The sequence below is a fragment of the Arthrobacter sp. TJ-265 genome, from assembly GCF_058269135.1.
On sequence record NZ_JBZCND010000001.1, the window covers coordinates 394,912 to 420,156 of the forward strand.

Sequence of the window (25,245 nt, forward strand, 5' to 3'; positions counted from 1 at the left end):
CATGGGTCTGAGCATCAACAAGAAGCGCAGCTCGAAGAGCAAGGCCGCCTCCCGCGGACGCCGCCACCTCCGTGTACGCAAGCGCGTCTCGGGCACGGCTGTCCGCCCCCGCCTGGTCGTCAACCGTTCGGCCCGCCACGTATTCGTGCAGGTCGTCGACGACACCAGGGGCGTGACCGTCGCATCGGCGTCCACCCTCGAAGCGGACCTCCGTGCATTCGACGGTGACAAGACCGCGAAGGCCAAGCGCGTCGGCGAACTCGTGGCCGAGCGTGCCATGGCCGTCGGCGTCGAGGCAGTCGTCTTCGACCGCGGTGGCAACAAGTACCACGGTCGCGTTGCAGCCATCGCAGACGGCGCACGTGAAGGTGGGCTGGCACTGTGACCGAGGAGAACAACGCAAAGGAAGCCCCATTGAATACGGCTACAGAGCAGCCCGCGGCCGAAGCGACTTCAGCCGCAGGTGCAACGGAGACCGCGTCGGCTGACGCCAACCGCAATGCGCGCGGCAACGCCCGCGGCGGCGAGCGTGGCGGCAACGCCCGCGGTGGCGAACGTGGCGGCCGAGGTGGCCGTGACGGTCGCGACGGCGGCCGCAACGACGACAAGGACAAGTTCATCGAACGCGTCGTCACCATCAACCGTGTCGCCAAGGTCGTCAAGGGCGGCCGCCGCTTCAGCTTCACCGCCCTCGTGGTGGTCGGCGACGGCAACGGCATGGTCGGCGTCGGCTACGGGAAGGCGAAGGAAGTCCCTTCGGCCATCCAGAAGGCCGTCGAGGAAGCCAAGAAGACGATGTTCCGCGTTCCGCGCATCGGTGGCACCGTCCCGCACCTGGTGCAGGGTGAGGCAGCCGCAGGCGTCGTCCTCCTCCGTCCCGCCTCCCCGGGTACCGGCGTCATCGCCGGTGGTCCGGTGCGTGCGGTCCTGGAGTGCGTCGGCATCCACGACGTCCTCTCCAAGTCGCTCGGTTCCGCGAACGCCATCAACATCGTTCACGCGACCGTTGACGCGCTGAAGCGCCTCGAGGAGCCCCAGGCCGTCGCGGCACGCCGTGGCCTGCCCCTCGACGAGGTCGCATCCCACCAGATGCTGCGCGCAATCGCAGCTCAGAAGGCAGGTGCGTGATGACCGCGATCACCCCGAAGAAGGTGCCCGTGAGCTCGGCGAAGCTCTCGATCACCCAGATCAAGTCCGCCATCGGCGGCAAGCAGAACCAGCGCGACACGCTGCGGTCGCTCGGCCTGAAGCGGATCGGCCACACCGTGGTCCGTGAAGCCGATGCCGTCACCGTCGGCATGATCAACACGGTTCCGCACCTCTTGAAGGTTGAGGAGGCCAACTAATGGCAGACAAGAACATCGCGGCTCCGGCCGCGACCGAGGCAAAAGCAGAGCGCGTCCACGCCCTGAAGGTCCACCACCTGCGTCCCGCACCCGGAGCCAAGACGGCGAAGACCCGTGTCGGCCGTGGTGAGGGCTCGAAGGGTAAGACCGCAGGCCGTGGTACCAAGGGAACCGCAGCGCGCTACCAGGTGAAGGCAGGATTTGCCGGCGGCCAGCTGCCGCTGCACATGCGTCTTCCCAAGCTGCGCGGTTTCAAGAACCCGTTCCGCGTCGAGTTCCAGGTCGTGAACCTGGACAAGCTCTCCGAGCTCTACCCCGATGGCGGCGACGTCACGGTGGAGAGCCTGGTGGCGAACGGCGCCGTCCGCAAGAACCAGCCCGTCAAGGTGCTGGGGACCGGCGACATCACGGTGGCCGTGAACGTGTCGGCCGACGCCTTCTCCGCATCCGCTGCAGAGAAGATCGTCGCAGCAGGCGGCACCGTCACCGAACTGTAGGTCCTCTGCCGACCCTCCACCGCGCCGCCGGGGGAGGGTCGGCTGTGATCTACCGCATCAAGGAACTAGACTTCTGGTGGGTAGGGCTGGATCAGCCCACCAGGAGTCTTTTTTCGGCTTACGCCACCCACCACCCGCGGGAAGTCCCGCAGCCATGACCAACCGTTAGACTCGGTTGTTGTGTACGGTCCGCGCCAGGACCAACAGACCTTCAGGAGGACGCTTGCTAAGCGCTATTGGCCGGGCATTCCGGACGCCAGACTTGCGGCGCAAGCTGTTGTTCACGCTGGGAATCATCACCATCTTCCGCCTCGGGGCGTTCATCCCCGCCCCGGGCGTCGACTACGGCAACGTCCAGGAGTGCCTGGCCCTCGGCAACACCGAGGGTGGTCTGTACCAGTTCGTGAACCTCTTTAGCGGCGGGGCGCTGCTCCAGGTCTCGATCTTCGCCCTGGGCATCATGCCGTACATCACCGCGAGCATCATCACGCAGCTCCTCCGCGTGGTCATCCCCCGCTTCCAGGAGCTGCACCAGGAAGGCGCGCAGGGCCAGTCACAGCTGACCCAGTACACGCGCTACCTGACGATCGCCCTGGGGCTCCTCAACGCGACCACCCTCGTCTCGCTCGCCCGTTCGGGCGCACTGCTCGGCAACTGCCCGGTGCCCATCATCCCGGACGACTCGCTGGTCACCATCCTGCTGCTCATCCTCACGCTGACCGCGGGAACCGGCCTCATCATGTGGATGGGCGAGCTCATCACCGAGCGGGGCGTCGGCAACGGCATGTCGCTGCTCATCTTCACCGCGATCGCCGCCGGTTTCCCCACCTCGCTGGGCGAGATCTTCCGCACCCAGGGCGCCATGGTCTTCACCTTCGTCCTGCTGATGGGCGTCGTCGTCGTCGCCCTCGTGATCTTCGTGGAGCAGTCGCAGCGCCGCATCCCGGTCCAGTACGCCAAGCGCATGGTCGGGCGCCGCACCCTCGGCGGCAGCAGCACCTACATCCCGATCAAGGTCAACATGGCCGGCGTCATCCCCGTGATCTTCGCGTCCTCGATGCTGTACCTGCCCAGCCTGATCGCGCAGTTCAACACCCCCCAGGACGGCAGCGCGCCGGCCGGGTGGGTCAACTGGATCTCCACCTACCTGACCAGCGGCGACCACCCGCTGTACATGGCGATGTACTTCCTGCTGATCGTCTTCTTCACCTACTTCTACGTCGCGATCACCTTCAACCCGGACGAGGTGTCCGAGAACATGAAGAAGTACGGCGGCTTCATCCCGGGCATCCGTGCGGGACGCCCGACGGCGGAGTACCTGCAGTACGTGCTCTCGCGCATCACGCTCCCGGGCGCCATCTACCTCGGGCTCGTGGCACTGATCCCGCTGATCGCCCTCGTGGCCATCGGCGCCAACCAGAACTTCCCGTTCGGCGGCACCTCGATCCTGATCATGGTGGGTGTGGGCCTCGAGACGGTGAAGCAGATCGACGCTCAGCTCCAGCAGCGTCACTACGAAGGGTTGTTGCGTTGACGAGAATGCTGATCATCGGTCCCCCCGGGTCCGGTAAGGGAACCCAGGCCGCGCGGATCTCCGAGCGCCTCGGGGTGGTGGCCATCTCGACGGGCGACATCTTCCGTGACAACGTCAAGCGGGAGACCCCGCTCGGGGTCGAGGCGAAGACGTTCATGGACGCCGGCGACTTCGTTCCCGACAGCGTCACGAACCGCATGGTGCGCGACCGGCTCGCCGCCGACGACGTCCAGGAGGGCTTCCTCCTCGACGGCTACCCGCGCACTGCCTCGCAGGTCGCGGAATTGGACGACATCCTCCGCGAGAACGAGCTCGCGCTCGACGTGGTGCTCCAGCTCACCGCCGACGACGAGGAGCTCGTCAGGCGCCTCCTCGGCCGGGCCGAGCTGGACGGCCGGTCGGACGACAACGAGCAGGTCATCCGGCACCGCCTCGGCCTGTACCACGACCAGACCGCGCCGGTCGTGTCCCGGTACGACGAGCGCGGGATCGTCACCCGGGTGGACGGCATCGGGACCATCGACGAGGTCACCGACCGCGTCATGACCGCCCTCAAAGTCGCACGCTAGGACGTCCCCATGTTCCGCCAGCCCAAGATCGAGTACAAGACCACCGAGCAGATGCTCGTGATGCGTGACGCCGGACTGGTGCTGGCGAAGGCCCTCGACCGTGCGGTCGACGCCGCCGCCGCGGGGGTCACGACCGCCCAGCTGAACACCGTGTTCGAGGAGGTCCTCCGCGAGGAGGGCGCGACCTCGAACTTCCTCGGCTATCACGGCTTCCCGGCGAGCATCTGCACCTCGGTCAACGCGGAGGTGGTCCACGGGATCCCCGGGAACTACACCCTGCAGGACGGGGACATCCTCTCGATCGACGGCGGCGCCGTCGTCCGCGGCTGGCACTCGGACTCCGCGCGCACCGTCATCGTGGGCACACCCCGCCCGGAGGATGTACGCCTCTCCGAGGTGACGGAGGAGGCGATGTGGCATGGCATCGCCGCCCTGGCGACCGCGCGGTTCGTCGGAGACATCGGCGCCGCGATCGACGACTACGTGTCGTCCGTCCCCGGCCCGGCACTCGGGATCCTCGAGGACTACGTGGGACACGGTATCGGCACGCAGATGCACCAGGCGCCCGACGTCCTCAACTTCCGCAGCGCCAACCGGGGCCCGAAGGTCCGGCCCGGGCTGTGCCTGGCGATCGAGCCGATGCTCGTGCAGGGCGGCCTCGAGACCGCCGTACTGGACGACGACTGGACGGTCGTCACGACGGACGGCAAGCGCGCATCCCAGTGGGAGCACAGTGTGGCCGTCCACGACGGCGGCATCTGGGTCCTCTCGGCACCCGACGGGGGAGCGTCCCGGCTCGAGCCGCTCGGTGTGACGCCGGCGCCCCTCGCCGGATGACCGCGGCCCCCACATAGACGACAGCACGAACACCGAAGGTCCCGCACACCCGTGCGGGGCCTTCGCCGTTCCGCTGCGGTCACCTGGCGATTTAACTATCGCCGGGCGGTAGCGTATCGTTGTCTGTTGGTTGTCTCTGCTTTTCATGCCCAATGGGCCATGGAGACCTGCCCGTCAGCGGAGCCCCGGCTCCCGCGGGGTCAGACAATCAAAACCCTGAACCCGCCCGTCACGCAAGTGGTGGGCACAGACGTTAGCGGAGGATATGGCCAAGAAAGACGGTGTCATTGAGATTGAAGGCACTGTGAACGAGGCACTGCCCAACGCGATGTTCCGCGTTGAGTTGGCCAACGGTCACATTGTTCTCGCCCACATCTCGGGAAAGATGCGCCAGCACTACATTCGAATCCTTCCTGAGGACCGGGTCGTAGTGGAACTCAGCCCGTACGACCTCACCCGGGGCCGTATTGTCTACCGCTACAAATAAGAATCAACTCGAAGGAAAACCATGAAGGTCAACCCGAGCGTGAAGCGGATCTGCGAGAAGTGCCAGGTGGTTCGCCGCAAGGGCAACGTTCTCGTCATCTGCGAGAACCCGCGCCACAAGCAGCGCCAGGGCTAAGAACCTCTCCCGAGGCTCTTCCCCGCGCGTAGAAGTACATTCAACGGCAGAACAGCACCCCCTACGGGGTGCACACCCCCGGCTCGGAGGCCGGGGACCGGAACATCGGTTCCGGGGACGTTCTGCTCCATACCTCCGGTAACACCAAAGGAGAACCGCCACTATGGCACGTCTCGCTGGCGTAGACATCCCCCGCGAAAAGCGGGTAGTCATTGCGCTCACCTATATCTACGGCGTGGGCAAGACCCGTGCAGAGAAGACGATCGTCGACACGGGGATCTCCCCGAACACGCGCGTCAAGGACCTCTCCGACATCGAGCTGGTCCAGCTCCGTGACTACATCGAAGGCAACTTCAAGGTCGAGGGTGACCTCCGACGCGAGGTTGCAGCCGATATCCGCCGCAAGGTCGAGATCGGCAGCTACGAAGGCATCCGGCACCGCCGCGGCCTTCCCGTACGTGGACAGCGTACGAAGACGAACGCCCGTACCCGCAAGGGTCCGAAGCGTACGGTCGCAGGCAAGAAGAAGGTCGGACGCTAGTCCCTAATGGAACCCTGACCGGACTCGCTAGCGCTCGCCCGGCCAGGGAACCCCGCCATCAGGGGCCCATCCGCTCGGTGATTGTCCAAATCACCGGAGAACTTCCGATCAGTCGATCAATGCTCTACCCAATACCTTCGTAGGAGAAGTAATGCCCCCCAAGACTCGTGGAGCGGTGCGTAAGCCGCGTCGCAAGGACAAGAAGAACATCACCCTCGGCCAGGCGCACATCAAGAGCACCTTCAACAACACGATCGTCTCCATCACGGACCCCAGTGGAGCAGTCATCTCCTGGGCCTCCGCCGGTGAGGTCGGGTTCAAGGGCTCGCGCAAGTCGACGCCGTTCGCGGCGCAGATGGCCGCCGAGGCGGCTGCGAAGCGTGCGCAGGAGCACGGCGTCAAGAAGGTCGACGTCTTCGTGAAGGGCCCCGGATCGGGCCGCGAGACCGCGATCCGCTCGCTGCAGGCCACCGGCCTCGAGGTCGGCTCCATCTCGGACGTCACCCCGAGCGCGCACAACGGCTGCCGTCCGCCCAAGCGCCGCCGCGTCTAACCAGCTTCCCGGTCACCGTGCCGCCTTGCAGGAACCCAGGTTCCGGCAGGGCGGTTCGGTGCCGTTCCAGCTGCTATTGAGCCGGTCGACCAGCAGTCCCGCCCATTTGGAAGCGTCATATAGCGGATGCTTCCCGAAAGGAAATGTAAGTGCTTATTGCACAGCGTCCCACCCTGACTGAAGAAGTAGTCGCCGACAACCGTTCGCGGTTCGTCATCGAGCCGCTCGAGCCCGGCTTCGGCTACACCCTCGGCAACTCGCTCCGCCGCACGCTCCTGTCCTCGATCCCCGGTGCCGCCGTCACCAGCATCCGGATCGACGGCGTCCTGCACGAATTCACCACGGTTCCCGGGGTGAAGGAGGACGTCACCGAGATCATCCTGAACATCAAGAACCTCGCCGTCTCCTCTGAGCACGACGAGCCCGTCGTCGCCTACCTGCGCAAGCAGGGACCCGGCGTCGTCACCGCCGCCGATATCGCGCCCCCGGCCGGCGTCGAGTTCCACAACCCGGACCTGCACATCGCGACCCTCAACTCGAAGGGCAAGTTCGAGCTCGAACTGACCATCGAGCGTGGACGCGGCTACGTCTCCGCGTCGCAGAACAAGTCCGGCGACTCGGAGATCGGCCGCATCCCGGTCGACTCCATCTACTCGCCGGTCCTCAAGGTCACCTTCCGTGTGGAAGCCACCCGTGTGGAGCAGCGCACCGACTTCGATAAGCTGATCGTCGACGTCGAGACGAAGGACGCCATCGCCCCGCGCGACGCCGTCGCTTCCGCCGGCACCACCCTGGTGGAGCTGTTCGGTCTCGCCCGCGAGCTGAACACCGCCGCCGAGGGTATCGAGATCGGCCCGTCGCCGACGGACGCAGCGCTTGCTGCGGACATGGCGCTGCCGATCGAGGATCTCGAACTGACGGTCCGCTCGTACAACTGCCTCAAGCGCGAGGGCATCCACTCCGTGGGTGAACTCGTTGCGCGCTCCGAGGCCGATCTCATGGACATCCGCAACTTCGGCGCGAAGTCCATCGACGAGGTCAAGGCGAAGCTCGTGGAGCTCGGTCTGTCCCTGAAGGATTCCCCTCCAGGGTTCGACCTCGCCGCCCGCGCCGCAGCCATCGAAGAGGACGACGCCCCCTTCGGCGACGAAGAGGTCTAAAACGCTATCTGTCCGTCCCATCGCCCTCCTGGGTGACGGGACGGACACCCCTAATGAGGAGAAAGAATCATGCCCACACCTACAAAGGGCCCACGCCTCGGAGGCGGTCCGGCGCACGAACGCCTGATGCTCGCCAACCTGGCCGCCTCACTGTTCGAGCACAAGCGGATCACCACCACGGTGACCAAGGCCAAGCGCCTCCGCCCCTACGCCGAGCGTCTCATCACGTTCGCGAAGAAGGGCGACCTCGCGTCGCGTCGCCGTGTCCTCGGTGTCATCAGCAGCAAGAGCATCGTCCACGAGCTGTTCACGGACATCGCACCTGCTGTCGCCAACCGCGAAGGCGGCTACACCCGCATCACGAAGATCGGCAACCGCAAGGGCGACAACGCTCCCATGGCAGTCATCGAACTCGTGCTGGAGCCCATGTCCGCGAAGCAGTCCGTCGTCGCCGAGGCCGAGCAGGCCAAGGCTCCCGCCGCGGCGGCGCCCGTTGAGGCGCCGGAGTCCGCCGAGTCGGCTGACTCCGTGGATTCGCCCGAGTCCGTCGATTCGGTGGATTCCGTGGATTCGCCCGAGTCCGCTGATTCGGTGGATTCGGCTGAGTCTGCCGAATCGGCTGAGTCCGCCGAGGAGGTTGCCGCCGAGGAGACCACGATCGATGCCGAGGAAGGCACCGACGAGGTCGTCGTCGTCGACGGCACCGTGGAGGACGAGAAGAAGTAATTCTTCCCGCCTCACGCACGCCATGACACCGCTCGAGCCCGCCGTCCCCCCGAGGGACGGCGGGCTCTTGCGTGTCCGGCTCGACCTCGCGTACGACGGCGCCCTGTTCTCCGGCTGGGCCCTGCAGCCGGGGCTCACGACCGTCCAGGGGGTGCTCGAGGACGCCCTCTTCACGCTCCTGCGCCGCCAGGCCCGCCTCACGGTGGGCGGGCGCACCGACGCCGGCGTGCACGCCCGGGGTCAGGTGGCCCATGTGGACCTCACCCGGGCCGAGTGGGAGTCCATGCCCCGTGGCCGGGACATGAATCCGTCCGAGGCCTTCCTGCGGCGCCTCACCGGCACGATCAACCGCGTGCTCACCGAGGGGATCACCGGGCGGGGCCGATCCGTCAGGAACTCGGTACCCGCCGTCGTCGTCCGGTCGGCCGCTCCGGCACCCGAAGGATTCGACGCACGGTTCTCGGCGCTCTGGCGCCGCTACAGCTACGCCATCGCGGACGTGGCGAGCGGGCAGGACCCGCTGCGCCGCCACACCACGCTCTGGTACCCCGCGCCGCTGGACGTCGCGCTCCTCAACGAAGGATCCGCCCACCTGCTGGGGATGCAGGACTTCGCCGCGTTCTGCAAACCCCGCGAGGGCGCCACGACGATCCGTGAGCTGCAGCGGTACGAGTTCGTGCGCGGCCACGACGGCGTCATCACGGCAACCATCCAGGCGGACGCGTTCTGCCACAACATGGTGCGCGCGCTGATCGGATCGACCCTGCGCGTCGGATCGGGGGAGATGCCCCCGGTGTGGCTGGCCGAGCGACTGGCCGCCCGCCTGAAGGACGCCCGGTCCATCCTGGCTGCGCCGCACCCGCTCGTGCTGGAGGAGATCGCCTACCCGGGCGGCGACGAGCTCGCGGGGCGGGCCGGGCTCACCCGCGCACGGCGGAACGCCGGGCACCTCGCCCCGCGCGGAGCACCGGGGGCCGACGCCGCGATCGTCGGCGACGACGCGCTGCCCGGCTAGGCGAGGACGCGCTGCCCTGCTAGGCGAGGACGCGCCGCCCCACTAGGCGAGGAGGACGAAGCTCGCGAACGCGGCGAGGAGCATCCCGGGGCCGAAGGGGAAGGTGGAGCCGCGCGAGCCGCGGCGGAACAGCAGGACCGCGAGCCCGGCCAGGCCCCCCAGCAGGAAGCCGCCGAGGAGGGTGCCCAGCCAGGCGGAGGCTCCGGCCCAGCCCCCGAAGAGACCGAGCACGGCGGCGAGCTTCACGTCGCCCATCCCCATGCCCGCAGGGTTGATGAGCGCGAGGACGAAGTAGACCGCAAACAGCGCCGCTGCTCCGGCCGCGGCGCCGAGCAGGCCGCCCCAGTGACCGCCCGCGCCTGCCGCGAGGAGGAGCAGCGGGATGGTCACCGCGGTGAAGCGCACGAGGACGGCGTTCGGCAGCAGCTTCGAGCGGGCGTCGATGGCCGCGAGGAGCACACCGAAGGCCGCGAGGCACCCCACGAGCGGAAGCGACCACCACTCGCCTGTGACGGCACCGCCGGCGCCCGCGAGGACGCCCGCGAGCAGTGCCAGAGGCAGCCGCGCGCGCTCCGGCAGGACGGTCCGCGGATCCCTGCCGGCGAGGGCGAACAGCGCGTACGCCAGCCCGGCCGTGACAGGCGCGATGATCAGGGCAGCGACCACCTAGAGGGAGTCCTCGAGGGTGTCGTGCGGGGACCGGCTCACGTCCCCGTCGACCGGCAGCGACACCGTGAAACGGCTTCCCCTGCCCGGGGAGCTCGTGCAGTGGATCGAGCCGCCATGGCTTTCGACGATCGACTTGGTGATGGCCAGCCCGAGCCCCGCGCCGTCGATGTCCGCCCGGCGGGCGGCGGGCGTCCGGTAGAAGCGGGAGAAGACCTGGCGGGCCTCCTGCTCGGTCATACCCATCCCGCGGTCGTCGACGTGGAGGTTGATCTGCGAGTCGGTCTCCTCCGCGCGCACGATCACCAGGCCGCCCTCGGGGGAGTACTTGATGGCATTGGACAGCAGGTTGTCGAGCACCTGGGAGATCCGCAGCGGATCGATGAGCGTCCAGAGCGGGCTGTGCACGTCGGTCCGGAGCCGCACACCGTTCTTCTGCGCGCGGATCCGATTGGAGCGGACGCTCATCTCGATCACGGCCGCGAGGTCCACGGGGCGCGGATGCACCCGGACGCGGTCGCCGGCGGTGGACAGCAGATCCGCGACCAGGTGGAGCACGCGCTCGGCGTTGCGACCCGCGACGTCGACGTAGCCCGCGAGGTGCGGGGGCAGGGGGTGCTCGTCCTCCAGGACGAGTTCGAGGTAGCCCAGCACGGAGGTCAGCGGGGCGTGGAACTCGTGGGAGATGTTCGAGATGAACGTGTCCTTCGCGGTCACGGCCTCGACCAGTTCGGTGACGTCGCTGCAGGCGACCAGGGCGCCGGTGATGCCGCCGTCGGCGTTCTTGATGGGCCGGGCCGCCGTGGAGAGTGCACGCTGTGCGTCCGTACCACCGACCCAGACCAGCTCGTCCGCGAACGTCTCACCCGTGAGGGCCCGATGCACGGGCCGCCGGTCCGGAGGCAGCGGCGTGACGCGGTCCGACCCGAAGACGAGGCCGTCCTGTGCCTCGTCGCCGTGGCCGGTCGAGAGTCGGTTGAACAGCTCCTGTTGCCGGTTCGTCAGCGTGGTGTTGCCGTGGGCGTCCACGGCGGTGAGACCGACGTCGACCGTGTTGAGGATGGCCGTCAGTACCCGCTCGCGATCGATGGCGGCTTGCAGGAGGTCGTTGAGTTCGCGGTCCTTGCGTGCGATCTCGGCTTCGCGGGCATCGGCGCCGGCGCTCATGAGGTGAATCGTGACGCCGATGCAGAACATTACGATGGGCAGCAGCAGGGCCCCTGCGTACGAGGTCAGCCGCGTGGGATCGAAGGATCCGAGGAGCGGCCAGGCGGTGATGAGCAGCGAACCGGCTACGCTGCCGGTGAGGGCTGCCCAGGTGGGCAGCGGGGACCGCATGAGCCAGAGGACGGGGAAGACGGCGAGGACGCCGAGCGCCGGCTGGATGTCAGCACCGCCGGTCCGGAGCAGGGCGACGGCGACGAAGTCGAGGGCCGGGACGACCAGCAGGATGCCGCGTGGCAGTTCGTTCCACGGGACGACCACGCACAGGGCCAGCAGGACCAGGATCAGCCAGAAGCCCAGTTCGTACGTCGGATCGGCCAGCAGCCCGGGCCGGAGGACCGGAGCGGTGACCGAGAGGATGACGACGATCAGCGTGAGGGGGATCTGGCAGAGGATCCCGGCGCGGCCGATGGTCATTCTCGACGCCGCCACGTTCAACCAGGACGCGCTGGAAATCCTAGCCATGCACGATCCAGGGGACGGGAGAACTCCACATTCTGAATGTCTTTCGGACGCTGAGACCTACGTACTGCCTTCATTATGTCGCCATCCCCGCGTTTTGCACGCCCATCCGGCGCAATTCGTGCAGGTAGGCGGGCAGAATGGTTGCCAGGACAAATCGACCGGGCTTCACCGCAGGTCGGATGGGGGTTGAAAGCGAATGAGCGATCCGGGAGTGGCAGTCGTCATCGAGGACGACGCCGATGTACGGAATCTGGTCGGGGCGGTGCTGCGGCAGTCGGGCTTCGACGTGCAGGTGGCGCCGAACGGCCGGGCGGGCGTCGAGATGGTGCGCACGCACGACGCCACGGTGGTGACGGTCGACGTCGGGCTGCCCGACATCGACGGATACGAGGTGCTGCGGCGCATCCGCGACTTCAGCAACTGCTATGTGGTGATGCTGACGTCGAGGGGTGACGAGCTGGACACCCTCACGGCGCTGCAGTCGGGGGCCGACGACTACCTGACGAAGCCGTTCCGCCCGCGGGAACTGCGCGCGCGCATCGCGGCGATGCTGCGGCGACCGCGCGCGGTCCCGGAGCCGGCCGCCGAGGGTCCCGGGCCGACGACGTCGGCGCCGCCCGCCGCACCCGCACCGGCCGTCGTGGCGTCGCCGGTGTTCGAACACAACGGGCTGGCCCTGAACGCCTCGGCGCGCACCGTGGTGGTCGACGGACGCGACCTCCCGCTGACGCGCAGCGAGTTCGACCTCCTCAACGAGATGCTGAGGAGCAGCGGCGCGGTGAGGACGAAGGCCGACCTCGTGCGGGTTGTCCGGGGCGACTACTACGGCGAGGACACCTACATCAGCGACTCCGACGAGCGGGCGATCGAGGTGCACATCGGCAACCTCCGACGGAAGCTCGACGAGGATCCGAAGAACCCGCGCTGGCTGCAGACCGTGCGCGGCGTCGGTTACCGGCTGACCCCGGTACGCGCCTGATGGGCTGCGTGCCCCTCAGGCAGGGTCGAGGTAGCGGGTCTCGAGTTCGCGGATCGTCTCCAGCCCGCAGCGTTCGATGCCGGGGAGCGTGCGGCGCGCGGCGTCGAGGTCGGCCGAGGAGATGGCTGCCTCGAAGGCCGCGGTGAGGACCGCGAGCCGCTGGGCACCCACCATGAGGGAGGAATTGCGGAGGCTCAGCGCGGCCTCGAGGGCTGCGGGCAGGTCCTGGGCGGCGACCGAGCGTACGAGCCGAAGGTGGCGGTTGGCGAAGCCCGTGATGTAGTCGCGGGCGAAGGTACGCGCCGGCCCGGCGTCGTTCAACTGCTGCTCGAGGTGCGCGAGGACCGTGAGGTCCACGAGCGGCGGGTCGGGCTGGGCGGTATTCGGAAGCACCGTCCCAGCCTACGGCGGCGGTCTGACGGTCAGCCGGGAGCCGCCTCACTGCCCGGCGAACGTGTCCATGACGTTGAGCGCGGCCGGGCCGAGGATCACGATGAACAGCACCGGGAAGATGAACAGCAGGAGCGGGAAGAGCACCGCGACGGGGAGTTTCATCGCCTTCTCCTCCGCACGCTGACGGCGTTTCACGCGCATGACCTTCGCCTGGGTCCGCAGCACACCCGACAGGGCGATGCCGTAGGCGTCCGCCTGCACGATGGCTTTCACGAAGCTGCGCAGTTCCGGGATGGTGCTGCGGTCCGCCATGGCGAGGTACGCCTCGCGCCGGCTGCGTCCCACCTGCATGTCCTGCAGCGTCCGCACGAGTTCGTCCGCCAGCGGTCCCTTACCTGTCTCACCCGCGCGCTGCATGGCGCTCTCGAAGCCCAGACCCGCCTCCACGGAGATCAGCATCTGGTCCAGGGTGTTGGCCAGTTCCAGGGCCATGGCCTTCTGGCGTTCCTGTCCCTTGCTGTAGAGGAGGAGGTCCGGCACGAAGTAACCGAGGACCGTGATGAAGAGTGCGAGCAGCACGAAGAGCCTGCTGGGGTTCGACTGCACGAGCAGAAGTCCCGACAGGCCGCCGGCGAGACCGAGGAGTGGCTTGGCGGTAAGGACCTTGGCCAGTGGCATCGAGGCCGGCCGGCCGGCGAGGGCCAGCAGGTGGTCCAGTTTGAGGACGTACGCCTGCGGGGTGAGGTGCCGGCCCAGCCGGAGGAGGGGGTTCGGGCGGTCAGCGTCGGCGACGGCCCCGGCCATGCCCTGGTTGAGGTTGTGCTGCACGGTGCGGCGCAGCCGGGCGTCGGAGGTGAGCAGGGACCAGGTGAAGTAACCGATGGGTGCGGAGGTCAGCAGGAGCGAGGCGAGCAGGGTGGGGTCCATGACGGTCTCCTCAGAACTTCAGGTCGATGATCTTGCGCAGCCAGAGCCCGCCGATCGCCATCATGACGGCGGCGGCTCCGAGCATCACCCAGCCCAGCGGCTTCGTGAACAGCGGGTCGACGTAGCCGGGGCTGACCACGGTGAGCATGAGCGCAATCGCGAACGGCAGTGCTCCCAGGATGTAGGCGGAGAACTTCCCCTCCGCGGCGAGGGCGCGGATGTGGCCCTTGATCTCGGTGCGCTCGCGGATGGTGTGCCCCACCTGGTCGAGCACGTCGGCGAGGTCCCCACCGACCTCGCGGTTGATCTGGATGGCCTGCGCGATCCAGGCGAAGTCCTCGTTCTGCATGCGGTGCGAGGTGTCCATGAGCGCGGCGAGGAGATCCTTGCCGAGGCTCGTCTCGGCGACGATCCGGCGCATCTCCTCGGACGTCGGGCTGTCCGCCTCCGTGGCCGCGGCGTCGATCGCCCGCAGGATGCTGTGACCCGCCCGCAGGCCTCCGGTGAGCAGCTGCAGCGTGTCGCCGAGCTGTGAGTCGAAGCGGCGACGCCGTCGTCCTGTCCGGAAGGACACCACCAGGTGCGCGACGGCGGGGGAGAGCAGGAACAGGAGGACGCCGACGACCGGCGCGAGCAGCGCCCACCCCAGCAGGAGCCCGGTGATGCCGCCGAGGACCACGAGCAGGTAGACCTCGGCCTGGCTGATCCTGATGCCTGCCGTCTCGAGGACGTTCTGGTCGAGGAAGCGCATCGGGTGCCGGCGCAGGTAGGCATCCATAGCACGTCCGGCCGCCCCCGCGAAGCGTGAGAGCTGCGAGTCCTGCTGCTGTCGAGGTGGCCGGCGGCGGTCCAGCGGGACCGGTGACTGGGCGGGCCGGAGTGCCACGAGCAGCAGGACGATCCCGCCGATCACCAGGGCGGCACCGCCGACGAGGAGGAGGGTCATGCGCCTACCGCCCGCGCAGCGGCGCGGACCCGAAGACGGCCGGCGACACCGTGATCCCCATGTCCTCGAAGCGCTCCATGAACCGCGGTCGGATGCCGGTCGGCACGGGCTTACCGAGGAAGCGGCCCTTGTGGTCGACTCCCGCTGAGTAGTCGAAGACGAAGGCGTCCTGCAGTGTGACGACGTCGCCCTCCATGCCCTGCACCTCGGTGACGTGCGTGATGCGCCGGCTGCCGTCGCGGAGGCGCGAGATCTGCACCACGAGGTTGACGGCAGACGCCAGCTGTTCGCGGATGGCCCGCAGGGGCAGGTCCATGCCGGCCATGAGCACGAGTGTCTCGAGGCGGGCCACGGCGTCCCTGGGCGAGTTGGCGTGGACGGTGGACAGCGACCCGTCGTGGCCGGTGTTCATGGCCTGCAGCATGTCGAGGGACTCCCCGCCACGCACCTCGCCGATGACGATGCGGTCGGGCCGCATGCGGAGGGAGTTGCGGACGAGGTCGCGGATGCTCACGGCGCCCTTGCCCTCGGTGTTCGGCGGGCGGCTCTCCAGGCGCACCACGTGCTGCTGCTGGATCTGCAGCTCGACGGCGTCCTCGATGGTGACGATGCGGTCGCCCTCGGGGAGGAACGAGGACAGCACGTTGAGCAGGGTGGTCTTCCCCGTGCCCGTGCCGCCCGAGACGATGATATTCAGCTTCGCCTTCACGCAGGCGTCCAGCAGTTCGGCCATCTCCGGGGTGAGCGTGCCGAAGTCGATGAGGTTCTGGACCGTCAGGGGGACCTTGCTGAACTTGCGGATGGTCAGCGACGAGCCGTTGACCGCGAGCGGGGGGATGACCGCGTTGACGCGCGAGCCGTCCTCGAGGCGGGCATCCACGAAGGGGGAGGACTCGTCGATGCGGCGACCGACCTTGGAGACGATGCGCTCGATGACGCGGCGCAGGTGCTCCTCGGAACTGAACCGGGAGTCGCTGAGCGTCAGCTTGCCCTGCTGCTCCACGTAGATCTGGTCCATCCGGTTGACCATGATCTCCGTGACCGAGGCGTCGTCGAGGAGGCGCTGGAGCGGGCCGAAGCCGAGGACGTCGTCGGCCACGTCCTGGATGAGGCGGCGCCGTTCATCGGGGCTGAGCGGTACCTGCTCGGCGTCGATGATCTGGCTCAGCTCCTCGCGCGCGACGACCTTCAGGTCCTCCTCGCTGATGGAGGTGTCGCTCGCGCGGGTGCCCATGCGCTCGAACAGGGCGGAGGCCGCGCGTTGCTTGAGGCCCGCGAAGACGTCCACCTTTGCACTGCCGGGTTTCTGGGGTGCGTCGCGGACGACGGCGGGCGCGAGGGTGGCCGGGCGCGGAGGTGCCGGTGGCGCGTCGGGAGCATCGGGCTCGACGACGACGGCGGGCGCGGTCGAGAGCCCTGCGGCCTGGATGCGGGCGGAGAGCTTCATCGGACCACCACGCGGCGGTGCAGCTTCCGCTGCGACTTCGCGCGCCACTCGTGGTCGAACCGCTGCACGAGCTCCGTGAGGCTCTTCGTCGCGGGATCACGGACCTTGTCCTGGAGCAGGGGGACGCCGCGGTTCGTCGCGAGGGTGATGGCCCGGGAGCGGGGGATGGACACATCGACGGGCGCGTTGAGGGTCGCCTCGATGTCCTCCACCGAGAGGCCGGTCTTGGTATCGGCGAAGTTGAGGACCACGTGGCGGGTCTCGGGCAGGAGGTTGAGCTGCTGCAGCACGTCGAGGCCCGTGCGTAGGCCTCGGACGCTCGGCACGTCCATGCCGGTCACCCAGACGGCGTCGGTGCACTGCTCCAGCGCCGCGAGGCTCGGCTCGGTGAGCCCGGGGCCGGTGTCGACGACGACGTAGCGGAACTCCATCGCCAGCTGCTGGATCAGGCGGGTCACCTGGGCCGAGGAGACGCGGTCGGCGTCGGCGGGGTTCTTGGGTCCGCAGAGGGCGTAGATCCCCGAGGGGTGCGGGGTCAGGAAGGCCTTGAGGACCATCGAGTCTTGGGTGGCAGCGCCCGTGACGGCGTCGAGTACCGAGTACTCGGGGGTGAGGTAGAGGCCGGTGCCGACGTCGCCGAACTGGAGGTCGAGGTCCACGATGACCACGCTCATGGGCGCCAGCTTCCCGAGGCCGACGGCCAGGTTCGTGGCGACCGTCGTCTTGCCGACGCCGCCCTTCGGGGAGAACACCCCGATGACGAGGCCGCTCTGTTGCTCGCGGGGCGGCTGCGTCCCGGTGCGCTGGCGGGTCGCGAAGGCCTGGCAGGCGCGCTCGAGCTGGGCTCGGATACTCGCGACGTCCGCCAGCGGGGAGAGGATGTCGCGGACGCCGGCGCGCATGGCCTGCAGGGCGATGTCCGGGTGGTCGTCATGCACCAGCACCACGCTGATCTCCGGGAACGTCACGTCCACGATCAGGGCGAGGCGCAGCGCTTCCTCGATGGCGATACCCGGCCCGAAGACCAGCACCTCCGGCCGCTCGAGTCCCAGCTGGTCGAGGACGGAGGTCGGGTCCCCGGTCAGGACGCTCGCAGGCAGGCTCTTCACATGGCCCTGCAGTCCGCCGGCGACGGCGTGGCGGACCTTCTGCTCGAAGTCCGAGCTGGGGGTGATCAGGACGAATCTGCTCATCGGTACAGTTCCTTGTTCTGGACGATGGGGGAGTCTCCCTCGACCGTCGCGGGCGTTTCCTTGCTCAGCCACAGGGTGGCGTTCTGGTTGGCGTGCACGATCTTCGTCGCCTGGGCGGTGTCGACGGCGATGGTGAGCATGAGGGAGCCGCTCGGCAGCGCCTCGGCCTCGGCGCGGGCCTGCGCTTCAGGATCCGCGGCGGGGTCTGCTGCGACGGGGGTGGGGGCGCGCTGCACGGAGGTGACGAGGATCTTGTGGAGAGCGAGCTTCGTCGTCGGGACGTCCGGCTCCTGCTCGAGACCTCCCGTCTCCAAAGAGATGAACACGCCTACGGTGTCACCAGGGGCGATCTTGCCGCCGACGGCGCGGTCCGGCTCGATCGTGAAGGAAACCTCCTGCAGGCCCTCGGGCACGTCGACGCTGCCGGTCGTTGCGGCGTCATCCGGGTCGACGAGGCGCTCGGCGAGCAGCTGCTCACCGGGCATGAGCTCCACGGCGGTGATCCTGCCCGTGGACGAGTCGAGGTCCTTGAGAGCGGATCCTCCGACCGCGGTGGCCGGCAGGGCCTTGGTGGTGAGGAACGGCTGGAGTTCCTCGGCCGGCGTGCCTGCAGGAACTGCGGTAGCCACCACCAGGACGTCGACCGGGTCGAGGCCCTCGACCGCGCGTGCTTCGGCGCCCTGCGCGTAGCCGAACAGCATCAGGGCTCCGACGAGCGCGAGGACGACGGCGGCGACGCCGGCCAGGAGACGGGATTTCATGGTGAGACCGATCTGTGGTGTTACTGCGTGAGTTGGACGCCGGTTGCGCCATAGGTCATGGGGCCGCCGAGTTCGACGTCGTCGAGCGATACGTAGCGGACGAAGCGGCCGATGAATCCGCGGTCACTGTTGTTGTACTTGTTGTCCTTGAAGTGCTCGGCGGCGTCCGTGAGCATGTACTCGTGGCCCTGGAAACTCCAGCCGCGGATGTCGATGGCGGCAAAGGCGACGATACGGAATTTGCCGTTGCTGCCGGTGCCGGAGGTGTCATCGAACACCGGGAAGAGTTGTACAAGTTCTTCCCCTGCGATCAACTTCGCCTTCCACTCATCGAGACGCGCTCCGCACCCCGCTTTGAGGTTGTTACCCGTGTCCGAGATCACCCAGGGGGAGCTCAGCGAGACTGTCGCCTGGCAGGAACCCGAGGTGTCCTGGACAAGCCAACCGAAGCCGCCAGGAATCTCGTGGCCGGAGGATGTGCCGTGGCAGTTGTCGCCGGTGTCATTGACTCCGTGGGACATCAGGAACTGCAGAGCGCCGTCCGCGGTTCTCGTCGAATCGATTTCACACTTCGAGAAGGTGATGGCCATTGGCGCCTTGGCTTTCGAGGGCCCACCCCACGCTGCTGAGGCGCTCGCGGTGACGTCTGCTGAGGCCACGCCGAGAACATTCGCAAAAATCAAGGAGACGTGATTGGCGCCGGTTCCGGCTTCCTTCGCTCCCGTCGTGACGGTGACGCGACCGGCCGGCTTGTCGAGATTCGTGCTGATCACGCGGGTCGTGGCATCGAGCGCGTTCGCGCTCGCCAGGTTCTGCGCCTCCACCGAGGACGGCGCGCAGTTCACTGAGTCATTCAGATCCTTCGCGCACCGTTGAGCAATGCCGAGGGCAGCCGCGTCGGCGCCGTTCTGCAGTTGCGCCTTCTCGGAGACGAGCATTCCCACGTCGATGGCCAGAGCGGCGAACCCGAGCAGGACGACCATGAGGAGGGCGACGAGGACGCTGACCGCCCCACGCTCTTCTGGTTGGTCGTGGCCGGTTAACCGCCGCATAGCATCGTCCCCTTGCCCTGCATCGCAAATGGACCTGCAATTCCTGTCATGCTGCTCAACTGGTACGCAATCGTCACCTCAACCTGACGGCCGGTGGCACAGGTCGTATAGGAGATGTCGTCCTTCTTGAACTGATACGTCACCACGGGATTCGAAGAGGTCAGTTGCAAAGTGCTCGCTGACTGGCGAGCCGCGCTCGTGGCGTCGCTTCGAACATTCGTGATCGCCATGACACGGGCACCCTCCCGGGCTGCGTTGCTGAGAGTGGCCTGCGCGTTGAAGGCACGCCCGAACTCCATGATGCCGAGGAGGAGCAGTATGAGGACGGGGAGGAGGAGCGCCATCTCTACGGCCGCCGCTCCGCGCTCGTCTACTCGGCTCACTGAACGACCCGCCACCCATCACTTCTTTCTGATTTTCGGCCTCAGCCGAATTAGCGGATTCGGAACGCCGGGAGCGTCCCGCGCAAGAGGTGCGCTCCCGGCGGGATAGCCCTATGACGTGGTCGTGGTCGGGCAGGTGTAGCCCGTGGGGCTGTTTCCGAGCTTGCAAGAGATGTCGTTGAATGAATCACTCAGTCCGTCGCCGAGGAACGTAACTGCAGCGATGATGACGACGGCGATGAGGGCGACCATGATGCCGTACTCGACGGCGGTCGCTCCGTCTTCCTTGCGGACCAGGCGGGGGAGGAGGTGCATACGGGTGTCGGATACGAGGAACATGAGGGAACTCCTGAGGGGGGACGGCGGCTGACCCAGCGCCAGCGCTGCCAGAAACCTAGCAACGGGAACCCGCAGGAAACCGGGTTTGCCCTGATCCTGAGTGAACATTCACGAACCTGCGTCGGGTCTGCACGCGCCCTGCGCAGAACCTGCGCTCGCGCTGCTTCGGGCCCGGGACCCACGACGGCCGGCGCGAGCAGGCCGGCCCGGATCGCGCGGGTAATGGCCGTCTACGCGAACCCGGCCCGAACGCCCTCCAGCGGCAGCCGCCAGCCCCTTTTGACCCGCCCCAGTACGGCAGGCTATCCTTGGGAGTCGTTGTGCGTGTCCCTTCTCGATACGTCTGCGCCCTTCGGAGCGGTTCAGTTGCAGAACCACCTGGCCCGGGGGCGGAGCCGAGATTCACGGGATGACTGGTCGTATTTCAGCCCTCACCTGAAGTTCCGGTAACGCATGAATAAGCTGAGCCCGCGGGTACGGACGTTCTCCGTGGCCACGGGCGACACCGAAATAGAAACGAAGGCCATAACCGTGCGTACGTACACCCCGAAGCCAGGCGACATCAACCGCCAGTGGCACGTAATCGATGCAACCGACGTCGTCCTCGGCCGTCTTGCCAGCCAGACCGCAATCCTGCTCCGCGGAAAGCACAAGCCGACCTTCGCTCCCCACATGGACATGGGCGATTTCGTCATCATCATCAACGCTGAAAAGGTAGCCCTCACCGGCTCCAAGCTCGAGCAGAAGCGCGCCTACCGCCACTCCGGTTACCCGGGCGGCCTGAAGTCCACCACCTACGTGGAACTCCTGGACAAGAACCCAGAGCGCGCAGTCGAGAAGGCCATCCGTGGCATGCTCCCCAAGAACTCGCTGGCTGCCCAGCAGATCGGCAAGCTGAAGGTCTACCGCGGCGCCGAGCACCCCCACGCCGCGCAGCAGCCCAAGACATACGAAATCACTCAGGTCGCCCAGTAGTCCTGGCCACCAGTACTAAAAAATCACTTCAAGGAGAACCGTGGCTGAGAACACTGAAGAGCTGAACGAACCCACTGAGGAGCTCACGAGCTACACCTCAGAGTCCACCGAAGGCGGCGAGACCGCCGTCAAGGAGCGTCCCGCGCTGACCGTCGGCGGCGGAGCCGTCGGACGCCGCAAGGAAGCTGTCGCCCGCGTGCGCCTCGTCCCCGGCACCGGCAAGTGGATCGTCAACGGGCGCGAGCTCGCCGACTACTTCCCGAACAAGCTGCACCAGCAAGAAGTCAATGACCCCTTCAAGCTCCTCGAGCTCGACGGCGCCTACGACGTCATCGCCCGCATCCACGGCGGTGGACCCTCCGGCCAGGCCGGTGCACTCCGCCTCGGAGTCGCGCGCACGCTGAACGAGATCGACCGCGAGAACAACCGCCCCGCCCTCAAGAAGGCAGGCTTCCTGACTCGTGACGCCCGCGTCATCGAGCGCAAGAAGGCCGGTCTCAAGAAGGCACGCAAGGCGCCTCAGTACTCCAAGCGCTGATCCTTTCAGGACACGCGCAGATGCCCGTCCGGGCCTCCCGGGCGGGCATCGTGCTTTAACCTGTTGAGGACCCGCCTTAGCGGTTCCAATCTCTGCACTTAGGATGATCACGATGAGCAAGTTATTCGGAACCGACGGCGTCCGCGGCCTGGCCAATGGCCTGATCACGGCTGAGTTGTCCCTCCAGCTGGCCCAGGCGGCCGCCGTCGTCCTCGGCCACAACGCCTCGGACGGCCGCCGCCCCACCGCGGTCATCGCCCGCGATCCCCGCATCAGCGGTGAGTTCATCGCGGCCGCCGTCGAGGCCGGGCTCGCCAGCTCCGGTGTCGACGTCTACGACGCCGGCGTCCTGCCGACGCCGGCGGCAGCGTTCCTCGTGGCCGATCTCGGTGCCGACTTCGGCGTCATGATCTCCGCGTCCCACAATCCCGCCCCGGACAACGGCATCAAGTTCCTCGCCCGCGGCGGCAACAAGCTCAGCGACGCGCTCGAGGATGCCATCGAGGACGAGATGGCGCGGCCGAGGCTGCGCCCCGTGGCGGGCGAAGTAGGACGCATCCAGCGCTTCGCCGACGCCGAGGACCGCTACGTGGTCCACCTCCTCAAGACCCTCCCGCACCGCCTCGAGGGACTGAAGGTGGTCATCGACTGCGCCCACGGCGCGGCGAGCGGCTGTTCGCCCGAGGTCTTCCGGGACGCCGGCGCGGACATCATCGTCATCGGCGCGGATCCCGACGGCGTGAACATCAACGACGGCTACGGCTCGACGCACCTCGAGAAGCTGCAGTCCGCCGTCCTCGAGCACGGCGCCGACCTCGGCATCGCGCACGACGGCGACGCCGACCGGTGCCTCGCCGTGGACCACGAGGGGACGATCGTCGACGGCGACCAGATCATGGCCGTGATGGCGCTGGCGATGAAGGACGCCGGGAAGCTCAAGGACAACACCCTCGTGGCGACCGTGATGAGCAACCTGGGACTGAAGATCGCGCTGCGCGAAGCGGGCGTCACCATCATGGAGACCGGAGTAGGGGACCGCTACGTCCTCGAGGGGATGCGCGACGGCGGCTACAGCCTCGGCGGCGAGCAGTCCGGCCATGTCATCTTCGCTGAGTACGCCACCACGGGCGACGGCGTCCTGACCGGGCTGCAGCTGGCCTCACGCATGGCAGGGACCGGCAAGAGCCTCAAGGAGCTCGCCGCCGTCATGACGAAACTTCCCCAGGTACTCATCAACGTCAGGGGAGTGGACCGCAGCGCCGCGAACTCGGACGAGGGCGTGCAGGACGCCGTCCGCGAGGCCGAGGCGATCCTCGGCGAGACCGGACGCGTGCTGCTGCGCCCCTCGGGCACGGAGCCGGTGGTGCGCGTCATGGTCGAGGCAGCCGACCTCGTGACCGCCCAGCGCATCGCCGACAGCCTGGCCACGACGGTGCAGGAGCGTCTGTCCCTCGAGACGGTCGCCTGACCCGGCGCCTCCGCCCGCCGGTACGCACTACTCGGCAGCAGCGCATCCCGTCCTCGGCACGACGACGAGCTGCGATTCGGCCGGAAGCTCAACACCCGAGGGGGTCCGGAAAGCGATCGGCAGCCCCCGGGCGCTCGGCCATGCCGTGCTGTCCGTGACCTGGACGTGCACATGGGGCTGCGTACTGTTCCCCGAGTTCCCGCACTCGCCGATCGGCTGACCGGCGCTCACGCGGGTCCCCACGTCGACGCGGAGCGAGGACCTGCGCAGGTGGGCGACCAGCACGAAGGGCCCACCCGGATCCATGGCGATGACCACGTGGTTGCCGGCGATGGCGCCCGCCCCACGCCGGAGGCGCTGTGTCTGCCCGGCCGCGTAGGGCAACAGCGCCAGCTGCGACCGTCGCGCCGCGTGGTCCTCCTCGCCGTCGTGGGCGATGACGACGACGCCGCCGGCCGGTGCGAGCACCGGTGCACCGAACCCGATGAAGTCCTCCGGTGACTCCGTGGCGACGAGGCTCCGCCAGGTCCTGGGCGCCGGACGGCCGCCGGCATCCACGGGGACGAGGTCGATGGCATAGGTGGTGCCCATGAGGTCGGTGCCGTGACTGGGGACGCGACGCGCAGGGCTGTTGCGTGCGCGGAACCTGCCCTGCAGCGGGTACTGCAGCAGCACCGGGTCGCCGCCAGCGGCAGGATGTCCCATGCGCTCCATTGTCATCCTCCCCGCGGCCGTGGGCGAGGGCGCGGGCGGCGCCCTGATTCGAGCGAGGCCTCCACGGCGGCAGGGCCGTGCCCCGACAGGCGCCGTCAGTCCACGCGGGCAGCACCGCTCCGGACGCACGAGGACACCTGCGCCCGGCACGGCCGGTCGCAGCCGGCAGCGCCGCTGGAGGAGCCGTGCGGCGCCCCGACGAGCAGGCGCTCGACGGCGTCGTCGTACCGCGACAGGGCGAACTCCGCGATCAGCGGACTCGGGAGCAGGGGTGCACTCACGACATCGGCGCCGGCCGTCGCCAGCTGGTCGTGGAAGTAGCCGGGGGCCAGCAGGTAGGACGCCACCGCGACCCGCCGGCCCGACCCCGTTCGCAGGGCCGCGACGGCGTCGGGGACGGACGGGACGGCCTTCGATCCGAAGCCCGCTCCCACCCTGCCCGTCCTGAGCTCGGCGAGGACGGCCCGCACCTCGGCGACGTCCTCCACGGCACAGGCGTCGGAGGATCCCGCGGCGGCCAGCACCACGGCGTCGGCGTCGTCCACCCCGGCCTCGGTGAGCCGCTGCTGCAGCACCCGGGCCAGCCGCGGATCCGGGCCCAGCGGGAGAGCCGACACCGTTCCGGGCCGGCTCGCCGCCGCCCGGGCGATGTCCACCTTGACGTGGTAGCCGACGGAGAGCAGCAGCGGCACGATGACAGCCGGCCGGCCGGCCGGAAGGGACGCCACCACGTCCACGAGGTCCGGCTCCTGCACATCGACGTACGCCTCGCGGACCTCCACCTCCGAGCGGAGCGCCGTGATCCCCGCACGCACGGCATCGATCGCACGCCGGCCCTGGGCGTTGTCGGTGCCATGGGAGCAGGCGATGAGGACGGGCGGGAGCCCCGGCACGGGATTCGCGGTCATGGCTGCCATTGAAGCACCGCCCACGCCTCAGGCGGCAACGTGGACCTCGACGATGCCGTCCCTGCACCGCACCGGGTAGGCCTGGAGCCCCTCGCCGCCGGACAGGCAGGCCCCGCTCGCCAGGTCGTAGACCTCCTTGTGGAGGGGCGAGGCGATCGTGGGCGCCGCTCCCCGTGATCCGATGATCCCCCGTGCCATGACAGCGGCCCGGGTCCGCGGATCGATGTTGCCGACGGCGTGCACCCGGTTGCCGGGCAGGCGGAACAGGGCGATCTGCTCCCGGCCCACCAGCGCCGCCTCACCCCAGCACTCCTCGAGGTCGTCGATGCGGCAGACGGCGACCCAGGTGGTACTCGAGGGGGCAGGACGCTGCAGGATGAGCTCGGTCATGGCGTTCTCCTCGGTGACGGGATGCGTTCCTGCAACGCTAGGCGGCGGACGTGTCATCGAGGTCCCGGCGCTGTTGC

General features: G+C 68.1%; 32 protein-coding genes. 18 read left to right on the top strand and 14 right to left on the bottom strand.

Annotation, left to right across the window (positions count from 1 at the left end; all coding sequences use genetic code 11):
* Window position 1 precedes the first annotated feature (1 nt).
* From rplR to AC4D2E_RS01960, 14 genes are all read left to right on the top strand, one after another.
* Entirely contained in the window at window positions 2-385 is a 384-nt protein-coding gene (gene rplR / locus AC4D2E_RS01895) for a 50S ribosomal protein L18 (RefSeq protein WP_104166369.1), read from the top strand.
* Window positions 382-1,128, top strand: coding sequence for a 30S ribosomal protein S5 (gene rpsE / locus AC4D2E_RS01900; RefSeq protein ID WP_104166367.1), 747 nt, complete (start codon window positions 382-384; stop codon window positions 1,126-1,128). Before rplR ends, rpsE begins: the two co-directional genes overlap by 4 nt.
* Window positions 1,128-1,346, top strand: coding sequence for a 50S ribosomal protein L30 (gene rpmD / locus AC4D2E_RS01905; RefSeq protein ID WP_104166365.1), 219 nt, complete (start codon window positions 1,128-1,130; stop codon window positions 1,344-1,346). The genes rpsE and rpmD overlap by 1 nt, the downstream gene beginning before the upstream one ends.
* A complete protein-coding gene (rplO, locus tag AC4D2E_RS01910; protein WP_104166363.1) occupies window positions 1,346-1,843 on the top strand; it encodes a 50S ribosomal protein L15 in 498 nt (165 codons plus the stop codon). Before rpmD ends, rplO begins: the two co-directional genes overlap by 1 nt.
* Window positions 1,844-2,066: 223 nt before the next feature.
* Window positions 2,067-3,377 (top strand): preprotein translocase subunit SecY, encoded by a 1,311-nt coding sequence (secY, locus tag AC4D2E_RS01915; protein WP_104166361.1) that lies wholly within the window; start codon window positions 2,067-2,069, stop codon window positions 3,375-3,377.
* 5 nt (window positions 3,378-3,382) lie between these two features.
* The gene (locus AC4D2E_RS01920) at window positions 3,383-3,946 is read left to right on the top strand and encodes an adenylate kinase (protein ID WP_104166359.1); all 564 of its coding nucleotides are present in this window, start codon (window positions 3,383-3,385) and stop codon (window positions 3,944-3,946) included.
* Between the two features lie 9 nt (window positions 3,947-3,955).
* Entirely contained in the window at window positions 3,956-4,783 is an 828-nt protein-coding gene (gene map, locus AC4D2E_RS01925; protein WP_490951497.1) for a type I methionyl aminopeptidase, read from the top strand.
* A gap of 265 nt (window positions 4,784-5,048) precedes the next feature.
* On the top strand, window positions 5,049-5,270 hold the full coding sequence (gene infA / locus AC4D2E_RS01930; RefSeq protein WP_019481515.1) for a translation initiation factor IF-1: 222 nt from the start codon (window positions 5,049-5,051) through the stop codon (window positions 5,268-5,270).
* 21 nt (window positions 5,271-5,291) lie between these two features.
* A complete protein-coding gene (gene rpmJ / locus AC4D2E_RS01935; protein WP_043440658.1) occupies window positions 5,292-5,405 on the top strand; it encodes a 50S ribosomal protein L36 in 114 nt (37 codons plus the stop codon).
* Between the two features lie 163 nt (window positions 5,406-5,568).
* The gene (gene rpsM, locus AC4D2E_RS01940; protein WP_104166355.1) at window positions 5,569-5,946 is read left to right on the top strand and encodes a 30S ribosomal protein S13; all 378 of its coding nucleotides are present in this window, start codon (window positions 5,569-5,571) and stop codon (window positions 5,944-5,946) included.
* 151 nt (window positions 5,947-6,097) lie between these two features.
* Window positions 6,098-6,499 (top strand): 30S ribosomal protein S11, encoded by a 402-nt coding sequence (gene rpsK / locus AC4D2E_RS01945; protein WP_043440662.1) that lies wholly within the window; start codon window positions 6,098-6,100, stop codon window positions 6,497-6,499.
* A gap of 149 nt (window positions 6,500-6,648) precedes the next feature.
* The gene (locus AC4D2E_RS01950) at window positions 6,649-7,659 is read left to right on the top strand and encodes a DNA-directed RNA polymerase subunit alpha (RefSeq protein WP_043440664.1); all 1,011 of its coding nucleotides are present in this window, start codon (window positions 6,649-6,651) and stop codon (window positions 7,657-7,659) included.
* 69 nt (window positions 7,660-7,728) lie between these two features.
* Window positions 7,729-8,385 carry a 50S ribosomal protein L17 gene (rplQ, locus tag AC4D2E_RS01955; protein WP_104166353.1) on the top strand — a complete coding sequence of 219 codons (657 nt, stop codon included), beginning with the start codon at window positions 7,729-7,731 and terminating at the stop codon, window positions 8,383-8,385.
* Window positions 8,386-8,407: 22 nt separating this feature from the next.
* A complete protein-coding gene (locus AC4D2E_RS01960) occupies window positions 8,408-9,400 on the top strand; it encodes a tRNA pseudouridine synthase A (RefSeq protein ID WP_490951498.1) in 993 nt (330 codons plus the stop codon).
* 42 nt (window positions 9,401-9,442) lie between these two features.
* Here AC4D2E_RS01960 and AC4D2E_RS01965 read toward each other — a convergent pair whose 3' ends face one another.
* Window positions 9,443-10,066, bottom strand: a complete 624-nt coding sequence (locus AC4D2E_RS01965; RefSeq protein ID WP_490951499.1) for a prepilin peptidase — start codon at window positions 10,064-10,066, stop codon at window positions 9,443-9,445.
* Entirely contained in the window at window positions 10,067-11,755 is a 1,689-nt protein-coding gene (locus tag AC4D2E_RS01970; protein WP_490951500.1) for a sensor histidine kinase, read from the bottom strand.
* Window positions 11,756-11,951: 196 nt separating this feature from the next.
* Here AC4D2E_RS01970 and AC4D2E_RS01975 point away from each other — a divergent pair, with 196 nt between their 5' ends.
* The gene (locus tag AC4D2E_RS01975; protein ID WP_104166346.1) at window positions 11,952-12,734 is read left to right on the top strand and encodes a response regulator transcription factor; all 783 of its coding nucleotides are present in this window, start codon (window positions 11,952-11,954) and stop codon (window positions 12,732-12,734) included.
* Window positions 12,735-12,749: 15 nt separating this feature from the next.
* On the opposite strand, the gene AC4D2E_RS01980 is transcribed toward AC4D2E_RS01975, so the two are convergent.
* The 9 genes from AC4D2E_RS01980 to AC4D2E_RS02020 form a co-directional block, all read right to left on the bottom strand.
* Entirely contained in the window at window positions 12,750-13,127 is a 378-nt protein-coding gene (locus AC4D2E_RS01980; RefSeq protein WP_490951501.1) for an Hpt domain-containing protein, read from the bottom strand.
* Window positions 13,128-13,172: 45 nt separating this feature from the next.
* The gene (locus AC4D2E_RS01985) at window positions 13,173-14,054 is read right to left on the bottom strand and encodes a type II secretion system F family protein (protein WP_490951502.1); all 882 of its coding nucleotides are present in this window, start codon (window positions 14,052-14,054) and stop codon (window positions 13,173-13,175) included.
* Between the two features lie 10 nt (window positions 14,055-14,064).
* The gene (locus AC4D2E_RS01990) at window positions 14,065-15,000 is read right to left on the bottom strand and encodes a type II secretion system F family protein (protein ID WP_104166340.1); all 936 of its coding nucleotides are present in this window, start codon (window positions 14,998-15,000) and stop codon (window positions 14,065-14,067) included.
* Window positions 15,001-15,004: 4 nt separating this feature from the next.
* Entirely contained in the window at window positions 15,005-16,447 is a 1,443-nt protein-coding gene (locus AC4D2E_RS01995; protein WP_490951503.1) for a TadA family conjugal transfer-associated ATPase, read from the bottom strand.
* A complete protein-coding gene (locus AC4D2E_RS02000) occupies window positions 16,444-17,640 on the bottom strand; it encodes a CpaE/TadZ family protein (protein ID WP_490909913.1) in 1,197 nt (398 codons plus the stop codon). Before AC4D2E_RS02000 ends, AC4D2E_RS01995 begins: the two co-directional genes overlap by 4 nt.
* Window positions 17,637-18,401 carry a Flp pilus assembly protein CpaB gene (cpaB, locus tag AC4D2E_RS02005; protein ID WP_490951504.1) on the bottom strand — a complete coding sequence of 255 codons (765 nt, stop codon included), beginning with the start codon at window positions 18,399-18,401 and terminating at the stop codon, window positions 17,637-17,639. Before cpaB ends, AC4D2E_RS02000 begins: the two co-directional genes overlap by 4 nt.
* A gap of 20 nt (window positions 18,402-18,421) precedes the next feature.
* Complete coding sequence (locus AC4D2E_RS02010; RefSeq protein WP_490951505.1) at window positions 18,422-19,453, bottom strand: pilus assembly protein TadG-related protein; 1,032 nt, start codon at window positions 19,451-19,453, stop codon at window positions 18,422-18,424.
* A complete protein-coding gene (locus tag AC4D2E_RS02015; protein WP_490952307.1) occupies window positions 19,441-19,797 on the bottom strand; it encodes a TadE family protein in 357 nt (118 codons plus the stop codon). Before AC4D2E_RS02015 ends, AC4D2E_RS02010 begins: the two co-directional genes overlap by 13 nt.
* A 150-nt stretch (window positions 19,798-19,947) precedes the next feature.
* On the bottom strand, window positions 19,948-20,175 hold the full coding sequence (locus AC4D2E_RS02020; RefSeq protein WP_490951506.1) for a Flp family type IVb pilin: 228 nt from the start codon (window positions 20,173-20,175) through the stop codon (window positions 19,948-19,950).
* 531 nt (window positions 20,176-20,706) lie between these two features.
* Between AC4D2E_RS02020 and rplM the strand changes: the two genes are divergently transcribed.
* From rplM to glmM, 3 genes are all read left to right on the top strand, one after another.
* A complete protein-coding gene (gene rplM / locus AC4D2E_RS02025; RefSeq protein ID WP_043440690.1) occupies window positions 20,707-21,150 on the top strand; it encodes a 50S ribosomal protein L13 in 444 nt (147 codons plus the stop codon).
* Between the two features lie 40 nt (window positions 21,151-21,190).
* Entirely contained in the window at window positions 21,191-21,688 is a 498-nt protein-coding gene (gene rpsI / locus AC4D2E_RS02030) for a 30S ribosomal protein S9 (RefSeq protein ID WP_043440692.1), read from the top strand.
* Between the two features lie 112 nt (window positions 21,689-21,800).
* Complete coding sequence (gene glmM / locus AC4D2E_RS02035; protein WP_490909908.1) at window positions 21,801-23,156, top strand: phosphoglucosamine mutase; 1,356 nt, start codon at window positions 21,801-21,803, stop codon at window positions 23,154-23,156.
* Between the two features lie 27 nt (window positions 23,157-23,183).
* Here the strand turns inward: glmM and AC4D2E_RS02040 are convergent, their stop codons facing one another.
* From AC4D2E_RS02040 to nirD, 3 genes are all read right to left on the bottom strand, one after another.
* Window positions 23,184-23,861, bottom strand: a complete 678-nt coding sequence (locus AC4D2E_RS02040) for a M23 family metallopeptidase (RefSeq protein ID WP_490951507.1) — start codon at window positions 23,859-23,861, stop codon at window positions 23,184-23,186.
* 104 nt (window positions 23,862-23,965) lie between these two features.
* Window positions 23,966-24,778: a sirohydrochlorin chelatase gene (locus AC4D2E_RS02045; RefSeq protein ID WP_490951508.1), complete on the bottom strand. Its 813-nt coding sequence runs from the start codon at window positions 24,776-24,778 to the stop codon at window positions 23,966-23,968.
* 27 nt (window positions 24,779-24,805) lie between these two features.
* Window positions 24,806-25,168, bottom strand: a complete 363-nt coding sequence (nirD, locus tag AC4D2E_RS02050) for a nitrite reductase small subunit NirD (RefSeq protein ID WP_104166324.1) — start codon at window positions 25,166-25,168, stop codon at window positions 24,806-24,808.
* Between the last annotated feature and the right edge of the window lie 77 nt (window positions 25,169-25,245).